The sequence below is a fragment of the Rhizobacter sp. P5_C2 genome, assembly GCF_054049715.1.
The window spans coordinates 61,286-84,678 of sequence record NZ_JBFULV010000019.1; the positions used below are offsets into that span (position 1 = coordinate 61,286).

19 protein-coding genes are annotated in these 23,393 nt (G+C 69.0%); 8 read left to right on the forward strand and 11 right to left on the reverse strand.

Going from position 1 to position 23,393, the window contains the following annotated elements; all coding sequences use genetic code 11:
- The first annotated feature begins 75 nt into the window (after positions 1–75).
- The gene (locus tag ACXJLU_RS09465; protein ID WP_457330200.1) at positions 76–3,054 is read left to right on the forward strand and encodes an SMP-30/gluconolactonase/LRE family protein; all 2,979 of its coding nucleotides are present in this window, start codon (positions 76–78) and stop codon (positions 3,052–3,054) included.
- A 7-nt stretch (positions 3,055–3,061) separates the two neighbouring features.
- On the opposite strand, the gene ACXJLU_RS09470 is transcribed toward ACXJLU_RS09465, so the two are convergent.
- The 9 genes from ACXJLU_RS09470 to ACXJLU_RS09510 all read right to left on the reverse strand — a co-directional run bounded on the left by ACXJLU_RS09470 (position 3,062) and on the right by ACXJLU_RS09510 (position 13,826).
- Positions 3,062–5,683, reverse strand: a complete 2,622-nt coding sequence (locus tag ACXJLU_RS09470; protein ID WP_457330202.1) for an ATP-binding protein — start codon at positions 5,681–5,683, stop codon at positions 3,062–3,064.
- Positions 5,667–6,416, reverse strand: a complete 750-nt coding sequence (locus ACXJLU_RS09475) for a response regulator (RefSeq protein WP_457330203.1) — start codon at positions 6,414–6,416, stop codon at positions 5,667–5,669. The genes ACXJLU_RS09470 and ACXJLU_RS09475 overlap by 17 nt, the downstream gene beginning before the upstream one ends.
- A gap of 28 nt (positions 6,417–6,444) precedes the next feature.
- Positions 6,445–7,377: an AraC family transcriptional regulator gene (locus ACXJLU_RS09480; protein WP_073467111.1), complete on the reverse strand. Its 933-nt coding sequence runs from the start codon at positions 7,375–7,377 to the stop codon at positions 6,445–6,447.
- Between the two features lie 101 nt (positions 7,378–7,478).
- Positions 7,479–8,279, reverse strand: a complete 801-nt coding sequence (locus ACXJLU_RS09485) for an L-iditol 2-dehydrogenase (protein WP_457330206.1) — start codon at positions 8,277–8,279, stop codon at positions 7,479–7,481.
- Entirely contained in the window at positions 8,272–9,672 is a 1,401-nt protein-coding gene (gene dalD / locus ACXJLU_RS09490) for a D-arabinitol 4-dehydrogenase (RefSeq protein ID WP_457330208.1), read from the reverse strand. The genes ACXJLU_RS09485 and dalD overlap by 8 nt, the downstream gene beginning before the upstream one ends.
- A 16-nt stretch (positions 9,673–9,688) precedes the next feature.
- Positions 9,689–10,744 carry an ABC transporter ATP-binding protein gene (locus ACXJLU_RS09495; protein ID WP_457330210.1) on the reverse strand — a complete coding sequence of 352 codons (1,056 nt, stop codon included), beginning with the start codon at positions 10,742–10,744 and terminating at the stop codon, positions 9,689–9,691.
- A gap of 14 nt (positions 10,745–10,758) precedes the next feature.
- Entirely contained in the window at positions 10,759–11,586 is an 828-nt protein-coding gene (locus ACXJLU_RS09500) for a carbohydrate ABC transporter permease (RefSeq protein ID WP_457330212.1), read from the reverse strand.
- Between the two features lie 13 nt (positions 11,587–11,599).
- A complete protein-coding gene (locus tag ACXJLU_RS09505) occupies positions 11,600–12,457 on the reverse strand; it encodes a carbohydrate ABC transporter permease (RefSeq protein WP_457330214.1) in 858 nt (285 codons plus the stop codon).
- Positions 12,458–12,533: 76 nt separating this feature from the next.
- Positions 12,534–13,826 carry an ABC transporter substrate-binding protein gene (locus ACXJLU_RS09510; RefSeq protein ID WP_457330238.1) on the reverse strand — a complete coding sequence of 431 codons (1,293 nt, stop codon included), beginning with the start codon at positions 13,824–13,826 and terminating at the stop codon, positions 12,534–12,536.
- A 271-nt stretch (positions 13,827–14,097) separates the two neighbouring features.
- Between ACXJLU_RS09510 and ACXJLU_RS09515 the strand changes: the two genes are divergently transcribed.
- Positions 14,098–15,234 carry a metallophosphoesterase gene (locus ACXJLU_RS09515; RefSeq protein WP_457330216.1) on the forward strand — a complete coding sequence of 379 codons (1,137 nt, stop codon included), beginning with the start codon at positions 14,098–14,100 and terminating at the stop codon, positions 15,232–15,234.
- A 232-nt stretch (positions 15,235–15,466) separates the two neighbouring features.
- On the opposite strand, the gene ACXJLU_RS09520 is transcribed toward ACXJLU_RS09515, so the two are convergent.
- Together ACXJLU_RS09520 and ACXJLU_RS09525 are read right to left on the reverse strand one after the other, a co-directional pair.
- On the reverse strand, positions 15,467–15,877 hold the full coding sequence (locus ACXJLU_RS09520; protein WP_457330218.1) for a methylglyoxal synthase: 411 nt from the start codon (positions 15,875–15,877) through the stop codon (positions 15,467–15,469).
- A 5-nt stretch (positions 15,878–15,882) separates the two neighbouring features.
- Complete coding sequence (locus tag ACXJLU_RS09525) at positions 15,883–16,161, reverse strand: hypothetical protein (protein WP_073467064.1); 279 nt, start codon at positions 16,159–16,161, stop codon at positions 15,883–15,885.
- 267 nt (positions 16,162–16,428) lie between these two features.
- Here ACXJLU_RS09525 and ACXJLU_RS09530 point away from each other — a divergent pair, with 267 nt between their 5' ends.
- The 6 genes from ACXJLU_RS09530 to ACXJLU_RS09555 all read left to right on the forward strand — a co-directional run.
- Positions 16,429–17,706: an ABC transporter substrate-binding protein gene (locus ACXJLU_RS09530; RefSeq protein WP_457330220.1), complete on the forward strand. Its 1,278-nt coding sequence runs from the start codon at positions 16,429–16,431 to the stop codon at positions 17,704–17,706.
- Positions 17,707–17,982: 276 nt separating this feature from the next.
- The gene (locus tag ACXJLU_RS09535) at positions 17,983–18,882 is read left to right on the forward strand and encodes a carbohydrate ABC transporter permease (RefSeq protein ID WP_457330222.1); all 900 of its coding nucleotides are present in this window, start codon (positions 17,983–17,985) and stop codon (positions 18,880–18,882) included.
- Positions 18,879–19,727, forward strand: a complete 849-nt coding sequence (locus ACXJLU_RS09540) for a carbohydrate ABC transporter permease (RefSeq protein ID WP_457330224.1) — start codon at positions 18,879–18,881, stop codon at positions 19,725–19,727. Before ACXJLU_RS09535 ends, ACXJLU_RS09540 begins: the two co-directional genes overlap by 4 nt.
- A 23-nt stretch (positions 19,728–19,750) precedes the next feature.
- Positions 19,751–21,364 carry an alpha-glucosidase gene (locus tag ACXJLU_RS09545; protein WP_457330226.1) on the forward strand — a complete coding sequence of 538 codons (1,614 nt, stop codon included), beginning with the start codon at positions 19,751–19,753 and terminating at the stop codon, positions 21,362–21,364.
- Between the two features lie 15 nt (positions 21,365–21,379).
- A complete protein-coding gene (locus ACXJLU_RS09550) occupies positions 21,380–22,492 on the forward strand; it encodes an ABC transporter ATP-binding protein (protein WP_457330228.1) in 1,113 nt (370 codons plus the stop codon).
- A gap of 160 nt (positions 22,493–22,652) precedes the next feature.
- A partial coding sequence (locus tag ACXJLU_RS09555) for a division plane positioning ATPase MipZ (protein ID WP_457330230.1) occupies positions 22,653–23,393 on the forward strand: 741 nt, incomplete at its 3' end.

The window sequence follows — 23,393 nt, forward strand, 5'->3', positions numbered from 1 at the left end:
GCGCGTGAGGGCGCGCCGCACCCATCCACAACGAAACGGGCACCCGGCCACCGGCACGGGCGAGGAGGAGTCGACATGGTTTCCCTGCGCGCGCCGGTTCGCCGGCTGGCGAACTGCTGTCTTGTCGCCGCGGCGATGCTGTTGTCGTCGGCCTGCGGTGGAGGTGGCGGCGCAGACGATGGCGTGACGAGCGCGACCTTCGGCGTCACCTACGACCGCGACAACGTCAGCATCGAGTTCGAGGCGGGCCAGGTCGCGCCCGAAGGCGTGGTGCAGGCCACCGCGCACGGTTCGCCCAGCGGCAGCGTGTACCTCGGCGCCGACACCCCCAGCGGGAAACCTGATTCGAACATCGACCACGTGCAGGTCGACGTGCAGGGCACCACGGGCGCGCGGGTGCGCGTCATCGTGAATTCGCAGCTGCCCGCGGGCACCTACACGGGAACGCTGGTGCTGCTGGTCTGCGCCGACCCGACCTGCAAGCGGCACTACGCGGGGTCGCCTGCCAATCTGTCGTACTCCATCACCGTGCGGCCGAACATCGTGTTCAGTCCGGACACGCTGGTGCTGCAAAGCTTTGTCGGCGAGCCGGTGTCCGCCACGGTGCACCTGACGCTGCCGCCCGATGCGACCAGCTTCGCCGCGTCGTCGCTCGCCGGCTGGGCCACCATCGACCAGCTCACCGCCGACAGCTTCCGCGTCACCGCGCTCGCGAGCAGCGCCAGCACCTTCACAGCCGGCATCCGGGTGACGGCCGGAAGCCACAGCCGCATGCTCACGGTGCGCCATGAAGTCCCCGCCCGGCAACTCGTTCTCGACTCGGCCGCGCTGGCGCTTTCGGCCCCCAGTGGCCAGGCGGCGAACGCCCGGGTCCGCGTGCTCAGCCTGAACGAGTACGGCCAGGACGGTTTCAAGCTCGGCCCGCCGAACCTCCCGTGGCTGACCGTCTCCGACACCGATGCGACCGGCTTCACCGTGAGCACGCTGTCGCTGCCGTCTGGCACCTACAAGGCGGTGATTCACGTGAGCAGCGGTACCCAAACGGTCGATCTGCCCGTCACCTTCACCGTCAGTGCTCCTTCGGGCGGTGATCGGATGCTGGACGTCGCCGCGAAGACCGGGCTGACGCTGGCCGTTGCCGAAGGCACCAGCGCCACGCCGCAGCCGCTGGGCCTGCAGCGGCCGAGCTGGAATCCCGACGTGACGGCGAGCATCTCGTACAACAGCGGCCTGGCGGCAACCGATTGGCTGACGCTGACCACGGGTTCCGACGGCGATCTGCTGGCGCAGGCCAGCGCACTGCGTCTCGCGCCGGGCGTCTATCTGGCGACGATCACGCTGACGGGCGCGTATCCGGGCAAGCCCGTGAAGGTGCCGGTCTCGATGACCGTCGGCAGGGGCCTCGCGGTGCCGCTGCCCCAGTCGGTGGTGCTCGACAGTGATTCGACCGGCTCGGTGCTGTCGGGCAGTATTCCGGTGGTCACCAACGGCGTTGCCTCCGGCACCTGGACGGCCACCACCGTGTCGCCCTGGGTGCACCTGCCGCAGCCGAGTGGGCCGGTGGGCACGTCGGTACCGTTCGAGGTGAAGGTCGCCGACCTGCGCGCGCTGCTTCCCTACTCCGACGCGATCTCCACCGTGAAGATCAAGGTGCATGCTTCCGATGCGCCGGTCGGACAGGACCTGACGCCGGCGGACGCCAAACTGACGTTGCGGCGCGAACTGGCCGAGGTGCTCACGCTCGGGCCGGCCTTGCTGTTGTCGGGCCAGCCTGCGACGCTCATCGTGAGCGGCCGCGGCTTCGATCGGCTGGCCGACCCGGCATCGCACCTGTCGATCGGCGGCGTCACGCCGGTCGACGTCGAGCGGGCCGGCGCGGCCTCGCTGAAAGTGACGCTGCCGGCACTGGCGGCGGGGAACTTCCAGGTCAGCATGTCGAATGCGCTGGGCATCGCCACCCAGCCGGCGACGCTGCGGGTGATCGATCCCCAGGCCTACCCCGCGGCAAGCTTCCCCGCGGACGGCACACCGGTCAGCGTGCTCCACGATGCCTGGCACCGCCAGGTGTTTGTCGCCAACCGCCGGCTGTCGGCCGTGCTGCGCTTTCGGAACCAGGGCAGCGAGTGGTCTGCCAGAACGCTGCAGATGCCCGGCCTCGTCGACATCGGGCTGAGCCCCGATGGCCAGTGGCTGCTTGCCACCACGGACAGCGGCCGGCTGTACCTGGTGGATCCGGTGGGATTCTCGATCTCCTGGACGTATCTGATGGGCGTGAAGCCGGTCGCCGGATCGACCGGCCATGGCATCGGCGTCACGAACGATGGCAAGGCGAGGTTCTGGGCCGGCACGGATGGCGGTCGGGGGATGACCTTCGACCTGGGGACCCGGGTCTTCGCGGATGTGGCGACCGGCTCGACGACCGCCTTCCCGAACGGATCGGCCATCGAGGTGTCGCGCAACGGCGAACGGGTCGTGATGAGCTCGAACCGCGGCGGCCCGTCGCCGCTGCTGTATGCGGACATCTCCTTGCCCGAGTGGCACGACGCACCCGCGAATGTCGGAGCGTTGGACGCGCCGCTGAACGGCATCGACGAGACCGGCAGCCGGATGATGGTGGCCGGCAAGGTCTACGACGCGGACTTCGCGTTGATCGGCGCGGTCCACGTGACGGCGCCCGGCTGGAGCGACAACGCGGCGGTGCTGTCGCCGGACGGGCGCCGCGTGTACGTCGTGTCGCTGCCGTCGGACTGGAGCGACCCGGCCGGCACGACGCTGCCTCGCGTCTTTGTCTTCGATGCCAGCGGGCCGGTCGGTGCTGCGGCGCAATTGCCGCTGCTCGGCAGCTTCGGGTTGGCCGAATACCCGACCTGCCGCACGGCGCTCGCTGACGGCAGTTGCGTGAAGCCGATCGTCAACATCGCCGTGGATGGCCGCACGTTGTTCATCGCCGGCAGCGTGAAGGTGCTGGTGGTGCCGGTGCCGGCCGTGCTCGACCCGGCGCAGGCATCGGCGGCGCCTCGCGAAGGCATTGCCACGCTGAAGCGGCTGCGCTGAGGGGCGGTCAGCGGGCCGGTGCGAGCGCGGCACGCAGGCAGTCGCGCAGCGCCGATGCATCGAACGGCTTCTGCAGGAACGGCCAACCCGGTTCGGCATCCTGTGCGCCGAACGCCTCTGCGCGCATGCCCGACATCAGCGCCACGCGCACGTCGGGCCAGCCGGCGGCGACCGCGTGTGCGAGTTCCACGCCGCCGGTGCCGTCGCCCAGCCGCACGTCCGACAGCAGCATCTGCGGTGCCGGGCCCTTCTTGAGCAGGTCCAGCGCCCGCTCGGCGCTCGCCACCGCGCGCACGCTGCAACCGGCCGCCGACAGCATCTCGGCCACCGTGCTGCGGAAGGTCTCGTCGTCGTCGACCAGCAGCACCGACGACACCGGCCAGTCGGCCTCGGCAGGCGTCCGCACCACCGGTACCACCGGCACCACCGGCACCGCCGCCGTCACGCTCGCATCCAGCGCGAAGCGCAGCGTCACGCTCGTGCCCTCGCCGATGCGGCTCGCGAGCGCGATGCGCCCACCCGATTGCTTGACGAAGCCGTAGACGATCGACAGCCCGAGCCCGCTGCCTTCGCCGTCCGCCTTGGTCGTGAAGAACGGCTCGAACACCTTCTCGCGCAGCGCCTCCGGAATGCCGCTCCCGGTGTCGGTGACGCGCAGTTCGAGCTCGCCGCCGTCCACCCGCGTCGCGATCTGCAGCCGCCCGCCACCGGGCATCGCGGCCGCGCTGTTGATCACCAGGTTCAGCAGCGCGTTCTCCAGCTGCCCGCGGTCCAGGTGCACGCGGGCCGTGCCGGCGCGCAGCGCCAGCGCCACCTGCACCGCCTCGCCGGCGCTGTAGTCGATCAGGTCGACCATCTCCTCGACCATCGCATCCACCACCACCGGCTCGGCCTGCAGCGGCTGGCGCCGCGCGAACGCGAGCAGCCGCCGCGTCAACGCGCTCGCGCGCTCGGCGGCGCGGCCGGCGCGCTGCAGCTGCGCGCGGCCGATCGCATCGAGCCCGGGCTGCGACTCCAGCAGCCCGAGCGTGCCGACGATCGTGCCGAGGTGGTTGTTGAAATCGTGCGCGACGCCGCCGGTCAACTGGCCGAGCATCTCCAGCCGCAGCGCATGCTGCAGCTGCACCTCGATCGCGCGGCGCTCGGTCAGGTCGGTGACCAGGCTCACGACGCCGCCATCCGGCATCGCCCGGCTGCGCACGTCATACACACGGTTGTCCGGCAGGTACAGCTCGACATGCGCATGCGCGGTGAACGGCGGCAGCGCGCCGGCGGCCAGCGTCTGCCGCTCGGTCAGGCCGGGCGCGCTCCACGCGATGCCGCCCGACAGCTGCGCCATCAACTGCCGCGGCGGCTCGCCCTCGACCGGCCGTACGCCATGCACGGCCAGCATGCGTTCGAGCGGCTCGTTCCAGAGCCGCAGCCGGCCGTCGCGGTCGAACACTGCCAGCCCGTCGTTCATGCTGCTGTGCACCGCGGCCCGCAGCTCGCCCTGCTGGCGCAGGTCGGCCACCAGCTGCTGCTTGGCCAGCAGGTTGTCGCGGAACACCTCGAAGGTGCGGGCCAGCGCGCCCAGTTCGTCGCGCCGCGCGGTCGCCGGCGTGGCCACCGAGGTGTCGCCGCGCGCCAGCCGCGACATCACCGCGGTGATCCGCTCGACGCCGCCGACCAGCCGGTGCACGTAGGCCGTTGCGCCGAGCGCGATCACGCCGCACACCAGCGTCAGCAGCAGCAGCCCGGTCTTGCCGGAGGTGATCGCGCGCGAGACCCCGTCGCTGCGCGTCTGCGCGGTCTGGCGCAGCGTGTCGACGTGGCGCGAGACCTGGGCGCTCAGTTCATCGGCATTGGTGCGCGTCAGCAGCACCAGCGAGCCGCTGCGGCCGTCGAGGTTGATCTGCTCGCTGCGCAGCCGCAGGATGCCGGCCGGGCCGATCGACAGCTCGCGCAGCGTCGCGCGGAACACGTCGCCGAGGCCGGCGTAGGCCGCGCGCCGGTCGGCCGCGATCAGCAGCGCTTCCACATCGGCCTGCAGCCGCCCGAGCGTGGCCGGCGTGTCGACGCTCGCACCCAGCACCAGGCTGGACCACACCTGGGTCAGCACCGGGTCGCCGTGGCGCGGCGGCGTGCCGCGGGCGTGCAGCCGGCTGCCGATGTCCTCCAGCCGCTCCATCTGCGTCTGCAGCCGCTGGCGCACCTGCTGGCGCAGCTGGGTCAGCTCGGCCAGGCGCAGCAGGTTGATGTCGCCGCGGTCGATCAGCGGGTCGAGCCGGGCCTTCAGCGGGCTCTGGACGTCGATCTCGCCGGAGCGCTGGCGGATCTCGCTGATCAGCCCGCGCGCGATCGTCGCGTTGGCGTCCAGGCTCTCGGGCGTGCGCGATTCGGCCAGGTTCGGCGCGGTGGCGGCCAGCCGCGTCGTGCGTTCGGCGAGTTCGAGCGCCTGCGCGATCTGCGGCAGCACCTCGTCTTCGTAGGCGGACAGCTCGCGCTGCGTGCGCTGCATGCCGAGCCAGCCGACGATGGTCAGCGCGATGGCCGCGGCCAGCAGGATCACGAAGGCGGCCATCAGCCGCGTGCGCACCCGCTGGGCGCGCGGTCCGACGTTGGCGGTCAGCTCATGCGGTGCTGGCATGGCCACGGGTGACGGGGGCGGCGAAGACATAGCCCAGCCCGCGCTCGGTGCAGATGTAGCGCGGGTGCTTCGGGTTCGGCTCGATCTTGCGGCGCACGCGCAGGATCAGCACGTCGACGCTGCGGTCGAACACCTCGGTCTCGAGACTGCGCGTGTGCTCCAGCAGCTGGTCGCGCGTCCACACCTTGCCGGGCTGGCTGACGAAGGCTTCGAGCAGCCGGAACTCGGCCGGCGTCAGCGCGCAGGCACTGCCGTCGGCGCTGCGCAACTCGCGCTCGCGCAGGTCGAGCGTCCAGTCGCCGAACTGCAGCTGGGCGGCGGGCTCGCGTGGCGCCGGTGCCGCCGCGGGCTGCGTGCGCCGCAGCACTGCGCGCACATGGGCCAGCAGTTCGCGCGGGCTGAACGGCTTGACGAGGAAGTCGTCGGCCGCGAGTTCGAGCAGCAGCACGCGGTCCATCTCGTCGCTGCTGCCGCTGATCATGATGATCGGCAGGGTCGGATGCCGCTCGCGCAGCCCGCGCGCGAGCGCGAGGCCGTGCTCGTCCTTCAGGCGCAGGTCGAGCAGCACCAGCGCGTGCGGCGCCTCGGCCAGCGCCGCGTGCAGGCCGACGCCGTCGCCGGCGGTGCTGACGTCGAAGCCGGACTGCGTCAGCGCGTCGTCGAGCGACGCGCGCAGGTCGGGGTCGTCGTCGACGACGAGGATGCGCGGGCGGGCAGGGGCAACCGAAGGCATCCCGGCAGTGTGCACCGGGGGGGATTGGCTACTGGGATGGGGATTTACCCGAGCCCCCGCCGAACCTTGCCTCGCCCTGCTTGCGAAACTCCTTCGGCGTCATCCCTTTGATCTCCAGGAAGCGCCGGTTGAAGTTCGCGACGTTGTTGAACCCCGCGTCATAGCAGACGTTGGTGATGTAGCGGTCGGTCTCCATCAGCAGCTGGCAGGCCCGCGTCACGCGCAGCCGGTTCACGAAATCGGTGAAGGTGTTGCCGGTGGCGCGCCGGAAGTAGCGCGAGAACTGGCTCTCGCTCATGCCCACGCGCCGGCTCAGCTCGGCCATCGAGAACTGATTGGCGCTGTTCTCGGTGATGTAGTCGACGATGGTGCTGATCTGCGCGAGCGAGGTGTCGTCGTCGAAGCTCTGCAGCGGCATGCTCGACAGCAGCCGGTAGTCGCTGCACTCCGACAGCTCGCCGAGGAACTCCAGGAACTCGGTGAAGCGCTTCAGCCCGTGCAGGCTGCGGATGCGCACCAGCCGCTCGCGCGCCCGGTCGCTCATGCCGAAGAACTCGATGCCGTGGCGCGCCCGCTCCAGCAGCGGCAGCACGTCGCGCAGGTCGTGGATCAGGTCGGTCGCGCGGCGCAGCGGCTCGTCGGAGAACTGCAGCACCACGTCGCGCAGCGGCACGCCTTCGGCCGGGATGTCGGTGGAGATCCAGTTGTGCGGCAGCCGCGGCCCGGTCAGCACCAGGTGCCCCGGCTCGAAATGCCCGATGTAGTCGCCGACGAACACCTTGCCGCGTGTCTCGATGATCAGGTGCAGCTCGTACTCTTCGTGGTAGTGCCAGCGCACCAGCGGGTTCGGCACGCCGTGCTCCAGGCAGCGCACGTAGCCGTAGGTGCCCTCGGGCTCGTAGCCGAGCTTGGTGTCGCGCACGAAGTCGTGCTCGAGTTCGGGGCTGCGTGTGCGATTCATGTTCATCTACTCATGTGCCATCAAGCGGCCACCGCGGAACCGGCTTTGCCGGGCCGCTGGTGGCGCCCCCCGGGGGGAGGCGCCGCAGGCGCTTCGGGGGGTCAATTCATCACGTTGCCGCCGTCGACGTTCAGCGTCTGCGCGGTGATGTAGGCGGATTCTCCACTGGCCAGGAAGACCGCGGCGCCGGCGATGTCGTCGGGCACGCCCATGCGGCCCAGCGGAACCGCCTTGCCGACCGCGATCTTCTTCTCGCCCGGCTGCAGGTGCTCGTGGCGCGCGAACAGCGCATCCACCTGCCCCCACATCGGCGTGTCGACCACGCCCGGCGCGATGCCGTTGACGCGGATGCCGTGCGGCGCCATCGCGAGCGCGGCCGACTGCGTGTAGCTGATCACCGCCGCCTTGCTGGCGCAGTAGTGCGACACCAGCGCCTCGCCGCGGCGCCCGGCCTGCGATGCGAGGTTGATGATGCTGCCGCGCACGCCGCCGTCGACCATGCGGCGCAGCACCGCCTGCATCGTGAAGAACATGCCCTTCACGTTGACGTCGAACAGGCGCTGGTACATCGCCTCGTCCGAATCGAGCAGCGGCGCCAGGTCGAACACCGCGGCGTTGTTGAACAGCGTCGTGATCGGCCCCAGGCGTTCCTGCGCGCCGGCGACGAAGCGCGCGATGTCGTCGCTGCGCGCGACGTTGCCGCCCAGGTACTGGAAGCGCCCCGGGTGCTGGTCGACCAGCGCCTGCAGCTCGGGCGGCGGCGTGGCCGGCAGGTCGACCGCGGTGCAGCGCGCGCCTTCGCGCAGGAAGGCCCGCGTCACCGCCAGCCCGATGCCGCCGCCGGCCCCGGTCAGCAGCGCATGGCAGTCCGCGAGGCGTTGGGTGGCGGGGAATTCAGCCATGGCCGTTCTCCTTCAGGAACTGTCTGACCTCGGCATGCGCCTGCTGCAGCGCCGCCACCAGCCGCGCATCGCCGGCCAGCGGGCCCCACAGCACCGGGTCGCGGCTGAACGCGGCCAGCGGGTCGGCGCTCTCGAAGATCGCATGCGCGCTCGCAGCGTCCATGCCCTGGTCGTGGTAGGTGTAGCTCAGCTCGCCGCGGTGCCAGCGGCCGAGGAACTCGAAGAACAGCGCCGGCAGCTTCGCGACCGACGCGATCGACGCGCCGCGGCCGAGGCACTCGCGGAAGGTCGGCCACAGGAAGCCGGCGATCTTCGCGTAGCCGTCCATCGCGACGCGCTGGTTGGTGTCCTGCAGGTAGGGGTTGCTGAAGCGGTCGATCACGACGTCGCGGTACGCGGCGAGGTCGAGCGGATAAGGTGTCTGAGACGACTCCAGCGACGGGATCACGTCGTTCGTCACGTAGTCGAACGCCATCTTGCGGATCGCCGGGTGCGCCACGTCCTCGTGGATGTACTGGTAGCCGAGCAGCGTGCCGGCCCACGCAAAGCAGCTGTGGCTCGCGTTCAGGATGCGGATCTTCGCTTCCTCGTACGGCAGCACCGAGGCCACCATCTCGGCGCCGGCCTTCTCCCAGGCCGGGCGGCCGTTGATGAAGTGGTCCTCGATGACCCACTGGATGAAGCGCTCGCCCATCACCGGCGCGCCGTCGTCGATGCCGGTCGCGGCCTTCACGCGCTGCGCGATGTCGGGCAGCGGGCGCGGCGTGATGCGGTCGACCATGTCGTTCGGCGAGCTGGTGTGCTGCTCGACCCAGGCACGCAGGTCCGACTCGTGGCGGCGCGCGAGGAAATCGAGAAAGCCGGCGCGGAAGCGCTCGCCGTTGCCGCGCAGGTTGTCGCAGTTCAGCAGCGTCACCGGCCCGGCGTTGCGCTGGCGGCGCGCTTCGAGGATCGCGGCCATCGCGCCGTAGATGGTGGAGCGCGTCGTGCCGGCGAGGTCGCTCGCCAGGTCGGCGAAGCTGTCGTCGAGCCGGTTCTGGTCGTCGAGGTAGTAGCCGGCCTCGGTGACGGTGAACGAGATGATGCGCGTCGCCGCATCGGCACCGATCGCGATCAGCCCGGCCAGGTCGGGCGTGTACGGCACGATGGTGCGGATCGCGGTGATGCGCTCGTAGAAGCGCTCGCCGGCCGGCGTCACCGTCTCCAGCGTGTAGGCGCCGCCCTGCGCCTGCAGCGCGGCGATGGTGTCGGCCATGTCGGGGCGCAGGTTGCCGCCGGCGATCTGCCAGCTGCTGTCGCCCTGGTTGATCAGGTTCTGCAGGTAGACGGCCTGGTGCGCGCGGTGGAAGGAGCCGAGGCCGAGGTGGAGGATGGTCAGGGGAGTGGTCGTCATGGGGAAGCTCGCATCGCTAGGCGGCCTGCTGCAGCGGTCGCAGCGTCCGTCCCTGGGCGTCGAAGATGTGGAGGGCGGTCGCGTCGAACGTGATGCCGACGCTGTCGCCGGCCTTGAGGGTGGTGCGCTCGCTCTGGCGCGAGATCAGCGGCACGCCGCCGCTGCCCTCGCCGATGCGGGTGTGGATCAGCGTGTCGGAGCCGAGCGATTCGATCAGCTCCACGCGCGCCGCCAGGCCGTTGCCTGGCGCGACGATGCGAACGTATTCCGGCCGCACGCCGACCGCGCCGTCGGCCGGCAGGCGGGCGCCGGCCAGGCGCGTCAGCTCGGGCACGGCGGCCGTCTTCACGACGTTCATCTGCGGCGTGCCGATGAACTGCGCGACGAACTGGTTGGCCGGGTGGTCGTACAGCTCCAGCGGCGTGCCGACCTGCTCGATCAGCCCGTCGCGCAGCACGACCACGCGGTCGGCCAGCGTCATCGCCTCGACCTGGTCGTGCGTCACGTAGATGGTGGTCGCGCCGAGGTCGCGGTGCAGGCTCGCGATCTCGACGCGGGTCTGGCCGCGCAGCGCCGCGTCGAGGTTCGACAGCGGTTCGTCGAACAGGAAGACCTTGGGCGCGCGCACGATCGCGCGGCCGATCGCGACCCGCTGGCGCTGCCCGCCCGACAGCTCCTTCGGCGTGCGCTGCAGGTACTGCGTCAGGTTCAGGATCTTCGCGGCGCGCTCGACCTTCTGCTGGCGCGTCGCCACGTCGACCTTGGCGAGCTTCAGTGCGAACGACATGTTGTCGAACACCGTCATGTGCGGGTACAGCGCGTACGACTGGAACACCATCGCGAGGTCGCGCTTGGCCGAGGGCACGTTGGTGATGTCGCGGCCATCGAGCTGGATCGAGCCTTGGGTGGTGGCCTCGAGCCCGGCGATCAGCCGCAGCAGCGTCGACTTGCCGCAGCCGGACGGTCCGACGAAGACGATGAACTCGCCTTTCTCGATCTGCAGGTCGATGCCCTTGATGGTGCGCACCGGCCCGAATTCCTTGACGATGCCCTTGAGTTCAAGAAACGACATGGAAGTCTCCTTGTTTATTTGACGGCGCCGAAGGTGAGGCCCTGGACGAGTTGCTTCTGGCTGAACCAGCCGAACACGATGATGGGCGCGATGGCCAGCAGCGACGCGGCCGACAACTTGGCCCAGAACAGGCCCTCGGGGCTGGAGTACGACGCGATCAGCGCGGCCAGCGTGCCGGCGTTGGCCGAGGTCAGGTTCAGCGACCAGAAGGCCTCGTTCCATGCCAGCACCAGGCACAGCAGCCCGGTCGACGCGATGCCGCCCATCGTCAGCGGCAGGATCACGTGGCGGAACTCGTCCCACACGGTCGCGCCGTCGAGCCGTACCGCCTCGAGGATGTCGTTGGGCACCTCCTTGAAGGCGCTGTAGAGCATCCACACCATGATCGGCAGGTTCGACAGCGTGAACACGATGATCAGCGCCGTCAGCGAATCCAGCATGCCGGTGGTCTGCGCCATCACGTACACCGGCACCAGCGCGCCGACCGCCGGCATCATCTTGGTCGACAGCATCCACATCAGGATGTCGCGAGTGCGCTTGGTGCGGAAGAACGCCATCGAGTAGGCCGCGGGGGCCGCGATCAGCAGCCCGAGCACGGTCGAGACCACGCTGGTGATCAGCGAGTTCTTCGCGTACAGCAGGTAGTCGCTGCGCACCTGCACCTCGACGAAGCTCGACAGCGTCGGCGTGAAGAACAGCTGCGGCGGCACCGCGATCGCCTGCATCTCGGTCTTGAACGCCGTCAGCCCGAGCCACAGCAGCGGGAAGAACAGCAGCAGCGCGATCGCCCACGCGAAGAAGGTGCGGACGTACGGAAAGCCGTTGGGGTAGGTGGTGCTCATGGCGTGCGTCCGTTCAATCGAGGTTCTTGCCGACCATGCGGATCAGGAAGACGGCTGCGATGTTGGCCAGCACCACCGCGAACAGCGCGCCGGCCGAGGCCACGCCGACATCGAAGTTCATCAGCGCCTGCTTGAAGATCAGGAACGCGAGGTTGGTGCTCTCGTTGCCCGGGCCGCCGCCGGTGGTGGTGAAGATCTCGGCGAACACGCTCATCAGGAAGATCATCTCGATCATCACGACGACCGCGATCGAGCGGCCCAGGTGCGGCAGCGTCAGGTACCAGAACTGGTGCAGCGCGTTCGCGCCGTCCATGCGGGCGGCCTCCATCTGCTCGCGGTCGAGCGACTGCAGCGAGGTGATGAAGATCAGGCAGGCGAACGGCAGCCACTGCCACGACAGCATCAGGATCACCGAGAACAGCGGCAGGTCGGTCATCCAGTCGACCGGTGTCGCGCCGAAGAAGTGCCACACATGCGCGAGCACCCCGTAGATCGGGTTCATCATCATGTGCTTCCACAGCAGCGCGTTCACCGTCGGCATCACGAAGAACGGCGAGATCAGCAGCACGCGCACGATGCCCTGGCCGGGGAAGGGCTCGTTGACCAGCAGCGCCAGGCCCACGCCCAGCACGACGGTGATCACGATCACCGCGCCGAGCAGCTCGAGCGTCTGCAGCACCGCCGGCCAGAAGTCCGGGTCGGTGATGAAGTAGTGGAAGTTCTCGATGCCGACGAAGGTCTTGTCGCCGGGCTGCATCAGGTTGTAGTGCACCAGCGAGAACCAGATGGTCATCACCAGCGGAACGATCATCCACAGGAACAGCGTGGTGACCGCCGGCGCCATCAGCGCGCGGGGCAGGAATCGGGTCATGACATGGACCTCCGTCAGGCACTGACCCCCGGCCGGAACACGCCGGCACGGGGGCAGAAAGGGCTAGGAGGAACGCCTATTTCTTGAAGTAGCCGCCCTTGGTCATTTCACGCTCGGCGGCGGTCTGCGAGGTCTTCAGCGCCTGGTCGACCGTGACCTTGCCCGACAAGGCCGCGCTCATCTGCTGACCGACCGCGATGCCGATCGCCTGGAACTCCGGGATCGCCGCGTACTGCACGCCCACGTACGGCGACTTCGGCAGCGTGCTGTCGTTCGGGTTCGCGCTGTTGATCGCCTTCTGCTCCTCGACCGCGAACTTCGCGACCTTCTGGAACTCCGGGTTCGCGTAGGTCGACTTGCGGGTGCCGGTCGGCACGGTGTGCCAGCCGGAGCTCTGCGCGATCAGGTTGATGTACTCCTTCGACGTCGCCCAGGTGATGAACTTCTGTGCGGCATCGGCCTTCTGCGAAGAAGCCGGGATCGCCAGGTTCCACGACCACAGCCAGTTCGCGCCCTTCGGCGTGACGGCCTGCGGCGCCTGCGTGAAGGCGACCTTGTCGGCCACCTTCGACTGCTTCGGGTCGCTGATGAACGACGCGGCGATCGTCGCGTCGATCCACACGCCGCACTTGCCTTCGTTGAAGAGCGCGAGGTTCTCGTTGAAGCTGTTGGCCGACGCGCCGGGCGGGCCGTACTTCTTCATCAGGTCGACGTACTGGCCGATCGCGTCCTTCCAGGGCTTGGTGTCGATCTGCGGCTTCCAGCTCATGTCGAACCACTGGCCGCCGTAGGTGTTGACCATCGTCGTCAGGAAGGCCATGTTGTCGCCCCAGCCCGGCTTGCCGCGCAGGCACAGGCCGTACACGCCCTTGGCCGGGTCGTGGATCTTCGAGACGATGTCGGCCATCTGCGTCCAGGTCGGGTTGGCCGGCATCGTCAGGCCCTTGGCCTTGACGAGGTCGTCGCGGTACATCGTCATCGAGCTCTCGCCGTAGAACGGCGCCGCATACAGCTTGCCGTCCAGCGACAGGCCGCTGCGGATCGCCGGCAGCAGGTCGTCGACGTCGTAGGCGGCGTCGGTCTTGATCTCCTTCAGCCAGCCCTTCTTGCTCCAGATCGGGGCCTCGTACAGGCCGATCGTCATCACGTCGAACTGGCCGCCCTTGGTGGCGATGTCGGTGGTGACGCGCTGGCGCAGCACGCCTTCTTCGAGCGTGACCCACTTCAGCGTGATGCCGGGGTTCGCCTTCTCGAAGTCCTTGGTGTGCTTCTGCATCTCGATCATGTGGCCGTTGTTGACGGTCGCGATCACGAGGTCCGTGGCGTGCGAAGACGTGGCTGCCACGACGCCGAGGGCGCCAAAAGCCATCACCACCGAGGTCTTCACTGCAGTCTTGTTTGTCATCTCTGTCTCCATCGTTGTCGAACTGATGCGACGTGGTGCGCCACGTCCGCAGCCGCAACGATAGACGTATGCCTTTGAGGGATTTGGTACGGACCCCGCCAAGAGCTGTACTTTGTTGCGTCGAAAGGCCCGGGTTTTCCTGGATTTCCGGGACAGGGGTTGTGTTGAGATGGCGCGCGGCGGCCCCATCTGCGGGGATTGCCCGCTTCCATCCCGTTCCGGGACAGGTCCCACCATGTCAATCCGCTTGTTTCCGGTGGCCTTGCTGGCCGCCCTCCACGCCTACATCGGGTCGCGCCTGCTGGGCGGGTTGCCCGCGCCATGGGGCTGGGTGGGCGTGGGCCTGCTGGCCGCGCTGTTCGTGCTGGTGCTGTCGGCCGCCAGCCCGATCCTCGGGCGGCGCGCGGCCACCGGGGTGCTGGCCTGGGCCGGGTTGATCGCGATGGGGTTCTTCTCGACGCTGCTGGTGCTGACGCTCGGGCGCGATGCGGTGCTGCTGGCCTGGGGCGGGTGGAGCCTGGCGACCGGCGCGGCGGCGATCCCGGCGTCGGTGCTTCAGTTGTCGGCGCTCGCGGTGCCGGCGCTGGCCTTGCTCGCGAGCCTGCTGGGGCTGCTGAACGCGCGGCGCCGGCCTGGCGTGCGGCGTGTCGACGTGCCGATCACCGATCTGCCGCCCGCGCTGGAGGGCTTCACGCTGGTGCAGATCAGCGACCTGCACGTCGGGCCGACGATCCGCAAGGGGTTTGTCGACCGCGTGGTCGATGCGGCGAATGCGCTGGATGCCGACGTGATGGCGCTCACCGGCGACCTGGTCGACGGGCGGGTGCCCGAGCTGTCAGAGCACACCGCGCCGCTCGGGCGGCTGCAGGCGCGGCACGGCGTGTTCGCGGTGACCGGCAACCACGAGTACTACTCCGGCGCGCCGGCCTGGGTGGCCGAGCTGCGGCGGCTCGGCATCACGGTGCTGATGAACGAGCACCTGCTGCTGAAGCACGGCGCGGGGCGCTTGCTGCTGGCGGGCGTGACCGATTTCGGCGCGCACCATTTCGACGAGGGGCAGCGCAGCGATCCGGCGCGGGCGATGCGCGGCGCGTCTGATGAAGCGCATGCGAAGGTGCTGCTGGCCCACCAGCCGCGCAGCGCGGCGGCGGCGGCCGAGGCGGGTTTCGATTTGCAACTGTCGGGGCACACGCACGGCGGGCAGTTCCTGCCGTGGAACCTGTTCGTGCCGCTGCAGCAGCCGTTCGTGGCCGGGCTGCACCGGCTGGGCGCGCTGTGGGTCTACGTGAGCCGGGGGACGGGGTATTGGGGACCGCCGAAGCGGCTGGGCGCCCCGTCGGAGATCACGCGCCTCAGGCTCGTGAGGGCCTGAGCGGCAATTCAGCCGGCACGGTTTGCCGGTGCGCGATCGGCGTGGGGCTTGTCCGACCGGGCGCCTTTCGGATGGGCGGCGGGCCGCTCCAGGCCCGCGTGATCACGCGGATCCCGCGACGGGCCTTCGACCCGGCGGCGGCGGGCGTCGGGACGCTCTGAAACCTGGCACATGGAACACTCCTGCGGGCATCGGCCCATCCGGAATGGGGCAATCCACGTGCCCGAAGCCTTCAGCGCCTTTCCGACAGCCTGGCCAGCACCAGCCGCGCCGTCGACAGGTTGGTCGCGCAGGGCACGTCGTGCACGTCGCAGGCGCGCACCAGCGCGTTGATGTCGGGCTCATGCGGCTGCGGCGTCATCGGGTCGCGCAGGAACACCACCAGGTCGATCTCGCCCTGCGCCAGCTTCGCGCCGATCTGCAGGTCGCCGCCGAGCGGGCCGCTCAGCATGCGCTGCACCGTCAGCCCGAGCTGGTCGTGCAGCCGGCTGCCGGTGGTGCCGGTCGCGACCAGCGTGCAGCCTTGCAGGAAGCCCAGGTACTCCCGGGCCAGTTCGACCATCGTGTCCTTCTTGTGGTCGTGGGCGATCAGGGCGATGCGAGGCGGGGCGGCTGACGGGCTGGCAGAAAAGGAGTCGGTCATGAACATCAATGCGGTTTGCGGGGCTTGCGGAAGGATTTCGGGCGGTACACGTTGCCGTCCCATTCTCCGCCGCGGGCGCGCTCGATCGCGTCGCGCGCTTCACGGTTCGCCTCGCGGCGCGCGGCCGGCCAGCGCCACAGCCGCAACCAGGTGCCGGCCAGCATGGCCCACCAGCGCTGCATCAGGAAATCGAATTGCATTCGTCGGCGCACGCTGAGCGTCAGGCGCACCAGCAGGATGGCGCAGACCAGGAGCACGGTGCCGGCGATGATGGTTTCAAACACGGGGTGGCCTCAGGCTTGGGCGTGCGCAGGAACGCACGCGTGGCGTCCATGGTAGCCAGTGGCAGGCGAGCGTGCGCACGGCGCGACACCTTCGTTCGGGGGATGCGTGGATTGCTGCCGTCCGCTCACGGTCGCCATGTTTCAAAGATGACAAAGCCGGCAGGGGTGTCGTTCATGGTCGACATCCTGGCCGGGCGGGTGGCCGCTGTAATGCCGCCCAGGAGCCGGACTCGATCCGGCCCGAACCACAACAGATGGAGACAAACCATGATGCAAAGACGCCTGATCCTGGCGCTGGCCGCGGCCGGCTTTTCGTTGATCGCGACGGCGGCCGCGCAGGCTGCCACGCTGAAGATCTCGTGCGGGGCCGTCGGCCAGGAGCTCGAGCTGTGCAAGAGCGCGGCCGAGGCCTGGGCCAAGAAGGCCGGCCACACCGTCGAGGTGGTCTCGACGCCGAACGATGCGAGCGAGCGGCTGGCGCTGTACCAGCAGGTGCTGGGTTCGCAGTCCGACAAGATCGACGTGTTCCAGGTCGACGTGGTGTGGCCGGGCATCCTCGGTTCGCACTTCCTGGACCTGAAGCCGTACACGAAGGGGGTCGAGAAGACGCACTTCCCGTCGATGGTGGCGAACGGCAGCGTGCAGGGCAAGCTGGTCGCGATGCCGTGGTTCATCGACGCCGGGCTGCTGTACTACCGCAAGGACCTGCTCGAGAAGCACGGTCTGAAGGTGCCGCTCACCTGGGAGCAGCTGACGGACACCGCGCAGAAGATCCAGTCGGCCGAGCGCGCGGCGGGCAACGACAAGATGTGGGGTTACGTGTGGCAGGGCCGCGCCTACGAGGGCCTGACCTGCAATGCGCTGGAGTGGGTGTCGAGCTACGGCGGCGGCACGATCGTCGACGCGGCGGGCAAGGTGTCGGTGAAGAACCCGGCGACCGCGAAGGCGCTGGCGATGGCGGCCTCGTGGGTCGGCACGATCTCGCCGACGGCGGTGCTGAACTATGCCGAGGAGGAATCGCGCGGCGTGTTCCAGGCCGGCAACGCCGTCTTCATGCGCAACTGGCCGTATGCGTGGTCGCTGGCGCAGCGGGACGACAGCCCGATCAAGAACAAGGTCGGCGTGGCCGTGCTGCCGAAGGGTGGTGAGTCGGGCTCGAATGCGGCGGCGCTGGGTGGGCAACAGCTGGCGGTGTCGAAGTACTCGAAGAACGCGGCGCTGGCGGCCGACCTGGTGATGTACATGACGAGCGCCGAGGTGCAGAAGGAGCGGGCGCTGAAGGGCTCGTTCAACCCGACGGTGTCGACGCTGTACCAGGACAAGGACGTGGTGGCTGCGAACCCGTTCATGAGCCAGTTGGCCGGCACCTTCGCGAGTGCGGTGCCGAGGCCGGCCACCGTGACGGCCTCCCGCTACAACCAGGTCAGCAACGAGTTCTGGAATGCCGCGCACGAGGTGCTGTCGCGCAGCGCGAAGCCTGAGGAAGCTGTTGCGAAGCTCGATCAGCGTTTGAACCAGATCGGGCGTGGGGGTCGGTGGAACTGAGGCGCCTTTTGCCGACCCCGTTGCTTCGTGCGGAGAGCATGCGCAGGCAGCACATTCCCACCCGTTCGCCCTGAGCAGGGACCGAGCTTGTCGAGGGCCCGTCTGTCGAAGGGTTGTGCCCGAAGCGTGCGGGGCCTTCGACAAGCTCAGGTCCTTCGACAGGCTCAGGATGATCGGGCCCTTCGACAAGCTCAGGGCGAACGGGGTTTGTCTGCGAACGCCGGGTTCTTCACCCCTCCCTCCGCGACGCACAAGAACCAAGCAAGGAGCACAAACATGTCCGGCCTGACAAGGCAGAGAGTGAGGTGGGCCTGGTGGATGCTCACCCCGATGCTGGTCGTGCTGCTGGCCGTCGCCGGCTGGCCGCTCGCCCGCACCTTGTGGTTCAGCCTCACCGATGCGTCGCTCGCCCACCTCGACGAATGGAAGTTCATCGGCCTCGAGAACTACGGCGGTGAATACGGCGTGCTGCGCGATCCCGACTGGTGGCGTGCCGTCGGCGTCACCGGTGCGTTCGCGTTGCTGTCGGTCACGCTCGAGACCGTGCTCGGCCTCGGCGTCGCACTCGTCATCAACCAGCCGTCGCGGCTTCGCACGCTGCTGCGCGCCGCGATGCTGGTGCCCTGGGCCATTCCCACCGTCGTGTCGGCGCGCATCTGGAGCTGGATGTTGCACGACCAGTTCGGCGTCGTGAACCACTACCTGCTGGCGTTCGGCCTCATCGCCGCGCCGCTCGCCTGGACGGCCGACCCGACGCTCTCGCTCTTCACCGTGGTGATGGTCGACGTCTGGAAGACCACGCCGTTCATGGCCCTCTTGATCCTCGCCGCGCTGCAGATGGTGCCGCTCGATTGCTACGAGGCCGCCAAGGTCGACGGCGTGCCGACCTGGCGCGTGTTCACCCGCATCACGCTGCCGCTGATCGTGCCGGGCGTCGCGGTCGCCGTGGTCTTCCGCACCCTCGATGCCTTGCGCGTGTTCGACGTGATCTACGTGATGACCTCCAACAGCCGCGCCACCAAGAGCATGTCGATCTACGTGCGCGAACAGCTGATCGATTTCCAGCAGGTCGGCTTCGGCTCGGCGTCGGCCACGGTGCTGTTCTTCATGATCGCGCTCGTCACCATCGTGTACCTCGGTGCCACGCGCCGCGGCGTCGAGGAGGCCTCGTCATGAACGGCCCCAGCATCCACAAGCGCACGCCGGCGATGTCGGCGCTGTACTACACGTCGGCCGCGCTGCTGCTGTTCGTTTCGCTGTTCCCGCTGCTGTATGCGGTGTCCACCTCGCTGAAGCAGGGCACCGCGCTGTTCTCTCCCGAACTCTGGCCGGCGCACGCGACCCTCGTCAACTACGCCAGCCTGTTCCGCGACCAGCCGTTCGCCCGCAACCTGCTGAACTCGGCCATCGTTGCCGGCGGCGTGGTCGCGCTGTCGCTCGCGCTCAGCCTGCCGGCGGCGTGGGCGCTGTCGCGCGTCAGCTTCCGCGGGCGCGGCACGCTGATGCTCACCGTGCTGTCGGCCTCGATGTTCCCGCAGGTCGCGGTGCTGTCGGGCATGTTCGAGCTGGTGCAGGCGTTCGGCCTGTACGACTCGCTGGGCGCCTTGCTGCTCGCCGACCTCGTCATCACGCTGCCGTTCACCGTGTGGGTGCTCGTCACCTTCATGCGCCAGCTGCCGAAAGAGATCGAAGAGGCCGCGATGATGGACGGCCTCGGCGTCTTCACGCTGATCTTCCGCATCTTCATGCCGCTGCTGTGGCCGGCGATGGTCGCCACCGGGCTGCTTGCCTTCATCGCCGCGTGGAACGAGTTCCTGTTCGCGCTGACCTTCACGATCAGCACCGAGCAGCGCACCGTGCCGGTCGCGATCGCGCTGGTCAGCGCCGGCAACGGCTACGAGGCGCCGTGGGGGGCCATCATGGCGGCTTCGGTGATCGTCACCTTGCCACTGATCGGGCTGGTGGTCTATTTTCAACGGCAGATCGTCGCCGGCCTGACCGCTGGTTCGGTCAAAGGCTGATTCCCTTTTTGAACGACACGACCATGACAACTCCATCCGACTGGTGGGCCGGTGCCTGCATCTACCAGGTCTACCCGCGCAGCTTCCAGGACAGCAACGGCGACGGTGTCGGCGACCTCGCCGGCATCACGCAGCGGCTCGACCACATCGCGTCGCTCGGCGCCGACGCGATCTGGATCTCGCCGTTCTTCCGCTCGCCGATGCGCGACTTCGGCTACGACGTCACCGACTATTGCGATGTCGACCCGATGTTCGGCACGCTGGCCGATTTCGATGCCCTCGTCGCCCGCGCGCATGCGCTGAAGATCAAGGTCCTGATCGACCTCGTGATCAGCCACACCTCGAAGGACCACCCGTGGTTCGTCGAGAGCCGCGCGAGCCGCGACAACCCGAAGGCCGACTGGTATGTGTGGGTCGACCCGCAGCCGGACGGCTCGCCGCCGAACAACTGGCTGTCGCTGTTCGGCGGCAGCGCCTGGCAGTGGGAGACGAAGCGGCAGCAGTACTTCATGCACAACTTCCTGGCCTCGCAGCCGGACCTGAACTTCCACCACCCCCAGGTGCAGGACGCGGTGCTCGACGCCGCGAAGTTCTGGCTCGAACGCGGCGTCGACGGCTTCCGGCTCGACACCGTCAACTTCTATTTCCACGACCGGCAGCTGCGCTCGAACCCGCCGCAGCCGGCCGGGCAGTTCGCGGTCGGCGTGCCGCGCCCGAACCCGTATGCGCGGCAAAGCCACCTGTTCGACAAGACGCAGCCGGAGAACCTGGCCTTCCTGCAGCGCTTCCGCGCGCTGTGCGATCGGTATCCGGGCATCACCACCATCGGCGAGATCGGCGACGACAACGAGTACGCCACGCTGCGCGCCTACACCACCGGCGCGCGGCTGCACATGGCCTACACCTTCAACCTGATGACCGAGCGGCATGAGCCGCGCTACGTACACGCGGTGCTGGCCGAGATGCTGGCCCAGGCCGGCGATGCCTGGGTGTGCTGGGCGCTGAACAACCACGACGTGGTGCGCGTCGTCACGCGCTGGGCCGGCCTCGGCCCGGCCGAACGCGTCGCGCCGCTGCTGGTCGGGCTGCTGGGCTCGCTGCGCGGCTCGATCTGCCTGTACCAGGGCGAGGAGCTGGGGCTGGCTGAGGCGGTGATCCCGTACGAGCAGATCCAGGACCCGTACGGCAAGGAGATGTGGCCGGAGTTCGTCGGCCGCGACGGCTGCCGCACGCCGATGCCGTGGTCGGCCGCGGCACCGAACGCGGGGTTCACGACCGGCACGCCGTGGCTGCCGGTGCCGGACGGGCAACGCCAGCGCGCGGTCGATGCGCAGGCGCCGCAGCCGGTGTCGGTGCTGAACCGCTACCGGGCGTTCCTGAACTGGCGCGCGACGCAGCCGGCGCTGCGGCAAGGCGCGATGGCGCTGCTGCCGGCGCACGACCAGGTGGTCGCGTTCACGCGCGGGGAGGGTGAGGGGCAACTGCTGTGCGCGTTCAACCTGTCGGACCGGCCGGCGCGCGTGGCGCACGGGCTGACGGGTGCATGGCAGACGATCGACGGCCACGGTTTCGGCGGCTGCATCGACGGTGCCGAGATCGTGCTGGAGCCGCAAGAGGCGGTGTTCGCGCAGCAATGATGTGAAGGAATCTCCATGTCCCAGATCCAACTCCGCAAGGTCCGCAAGAGCTTCGCCAATGTCGCGATCCTCAACGACGTCGACCTGACGATCGCCCCCGGCGAGTTCTGCGTCTTCATCGGCCCGTCGGGCTGTGGCAAGTCGACGCTGCTGCGCCTGATCGCCGGCCTCGACGACGTGAGCGGCGGCGAGATCGTGATCGACGGCCAGGTCGTCAACGAGCTGCCCCCCGCGCAGCGCAATGTCGCGATGGTGTTCCAGAGCTATGCGCTGTACCCGCACATGTCGGTGCACGAGAACATGGCCTTCGGGTTGCGCCACCACAAGCTGCCCGAGGCCGAGATCGAGCGCCGCGTGGCCGAAGCCGCCGCGATGCTGAAGCTTGAGGCGCTGCTCGAACGCAAGCCGCGCCAGCTCTCCGGCGGCCAGCGCCAGCGTGTCGCGATCGGCCGCGCGATCGTGCGCCAGCCGAAGGTGTTCCTGTTCGACGAACCTCTGTCCAACCTCGACGCGGCGCTGCGCATCAACACCCGCGTCGAGATCGCGCGGCTGCACCGCAAGCTCGGCAACGTCAGCATGGTCTACGTGACGCACGACCAGGTCGAGGCGATGACGCTGGCCGACAAGATCGTGCTGTTGCGCCCCGATGCGGCCGCCAAGGGCCTGCTGAGCGTCGCGCAGATCGGCAGGCCGCTCGACCTGTACCACCGGCCGCAGAACCGCTTCGTCGCCGGCTTCATCGGCTCGCCGTCGATGAACTTCCTGCCGGCCGTGGCCGTCTCGGGCGATGCCGCCCAGCTCGGCTGGCGGCTGCCGAGTGGCCTGGCCGGCAGCGCGGCGGTCGATGCGTCGCGTGTCTCGGCCGGCAGCGATCTGACGCTCGGCGTGCGCCCGGAGCACGTGCAGCTTGGCCAGGGGGAGGGCCGCGGCCACATCACCCACCTGGAGCACCTCGGCGAATTCAGTTACGCCTACGTGACCTGGCATGACGCCGAGCCGCCGCTGCTCGCCAAGGTGACCGACGAGTCACTGAAGCTTGGCGACACCGTCAGCTTCGAGCTGCCGGCGACGCAACTGCATGCCTTCGTGCCGGATGGCGAGGCGCTGGCCCGCACGGCCATCCACTGAGCCGTCCACCAAAAACGGCCGGCAGCGGTTTCAGCGCGGCCGCAACGCCGCCGGTATCCAAACGTGAACAGGGTGAAAGGTGGCTTGTACGGAGCCCGCCGCAAGCGCTTCGGTGATGTAATCGGGGGCCGTTCTGGCAGGACCCCGGGTTTCATCGTCCATGCGTGTGGTAGCCGTCATCAATCGCAAGGGAGGCAGTGGCAAGAGCACACTGGCGACCCACCTTGCCGGCTATTGCGCCCGCCAGGGGATGAAGGTGATGCTCGGCGACGTCGACCGGCAGCAATCGTCGCTCGCGTGGCTGAAGCGCCGCGCCGAGCAGCCGGTGGCCCAGGGCGCACCGGTGGTCGGATGGGCCGTCGACCCGCGCAGCGTGCTGCGCCCACCGTCCGGCATCAGCCACGTCGTGATCGACACCCCCGGTGGTCTGCGCGACAGCGAGCTGGCCCGGGTCGTGATGTATGCCGACATGATCGTGATGCCGGTGTGCCATTCGCTCTTCGACCGCGAATCCGCGGCCGCCTGCTACGAAGAACTTCACACGCTGCCGCGCGTGGCCAGCGGGCGCTGCAAGGTCGCGATGGTCGGCATGCGGCTCGATGCGCGCACCAAGGCGGCCGAGACGATGGCCGAGTGGGCGGCGCAATCGAAATTCCCGTACCTCGGCGCGTTGCGCGAGACCCAGGCCTATGTGCGCTGCGTCGAGCAGGGCGCGACGCTGTTCGACCTGCCGCCCGCCAAGGTCGAGGCCGATCTGATGCAGTGGCAGCCGATCCTCGCGTGGGTCGAGAAGGCCTGGCAGGACGCGGCGAAGGCCGACGTGGTGGCCCGCGCGGCGGCGCGCATGACGGTGCCGACCAGCGCTGCGCCGGCCGCTGTGCCGGTCGCCGCGCCGCGTGCC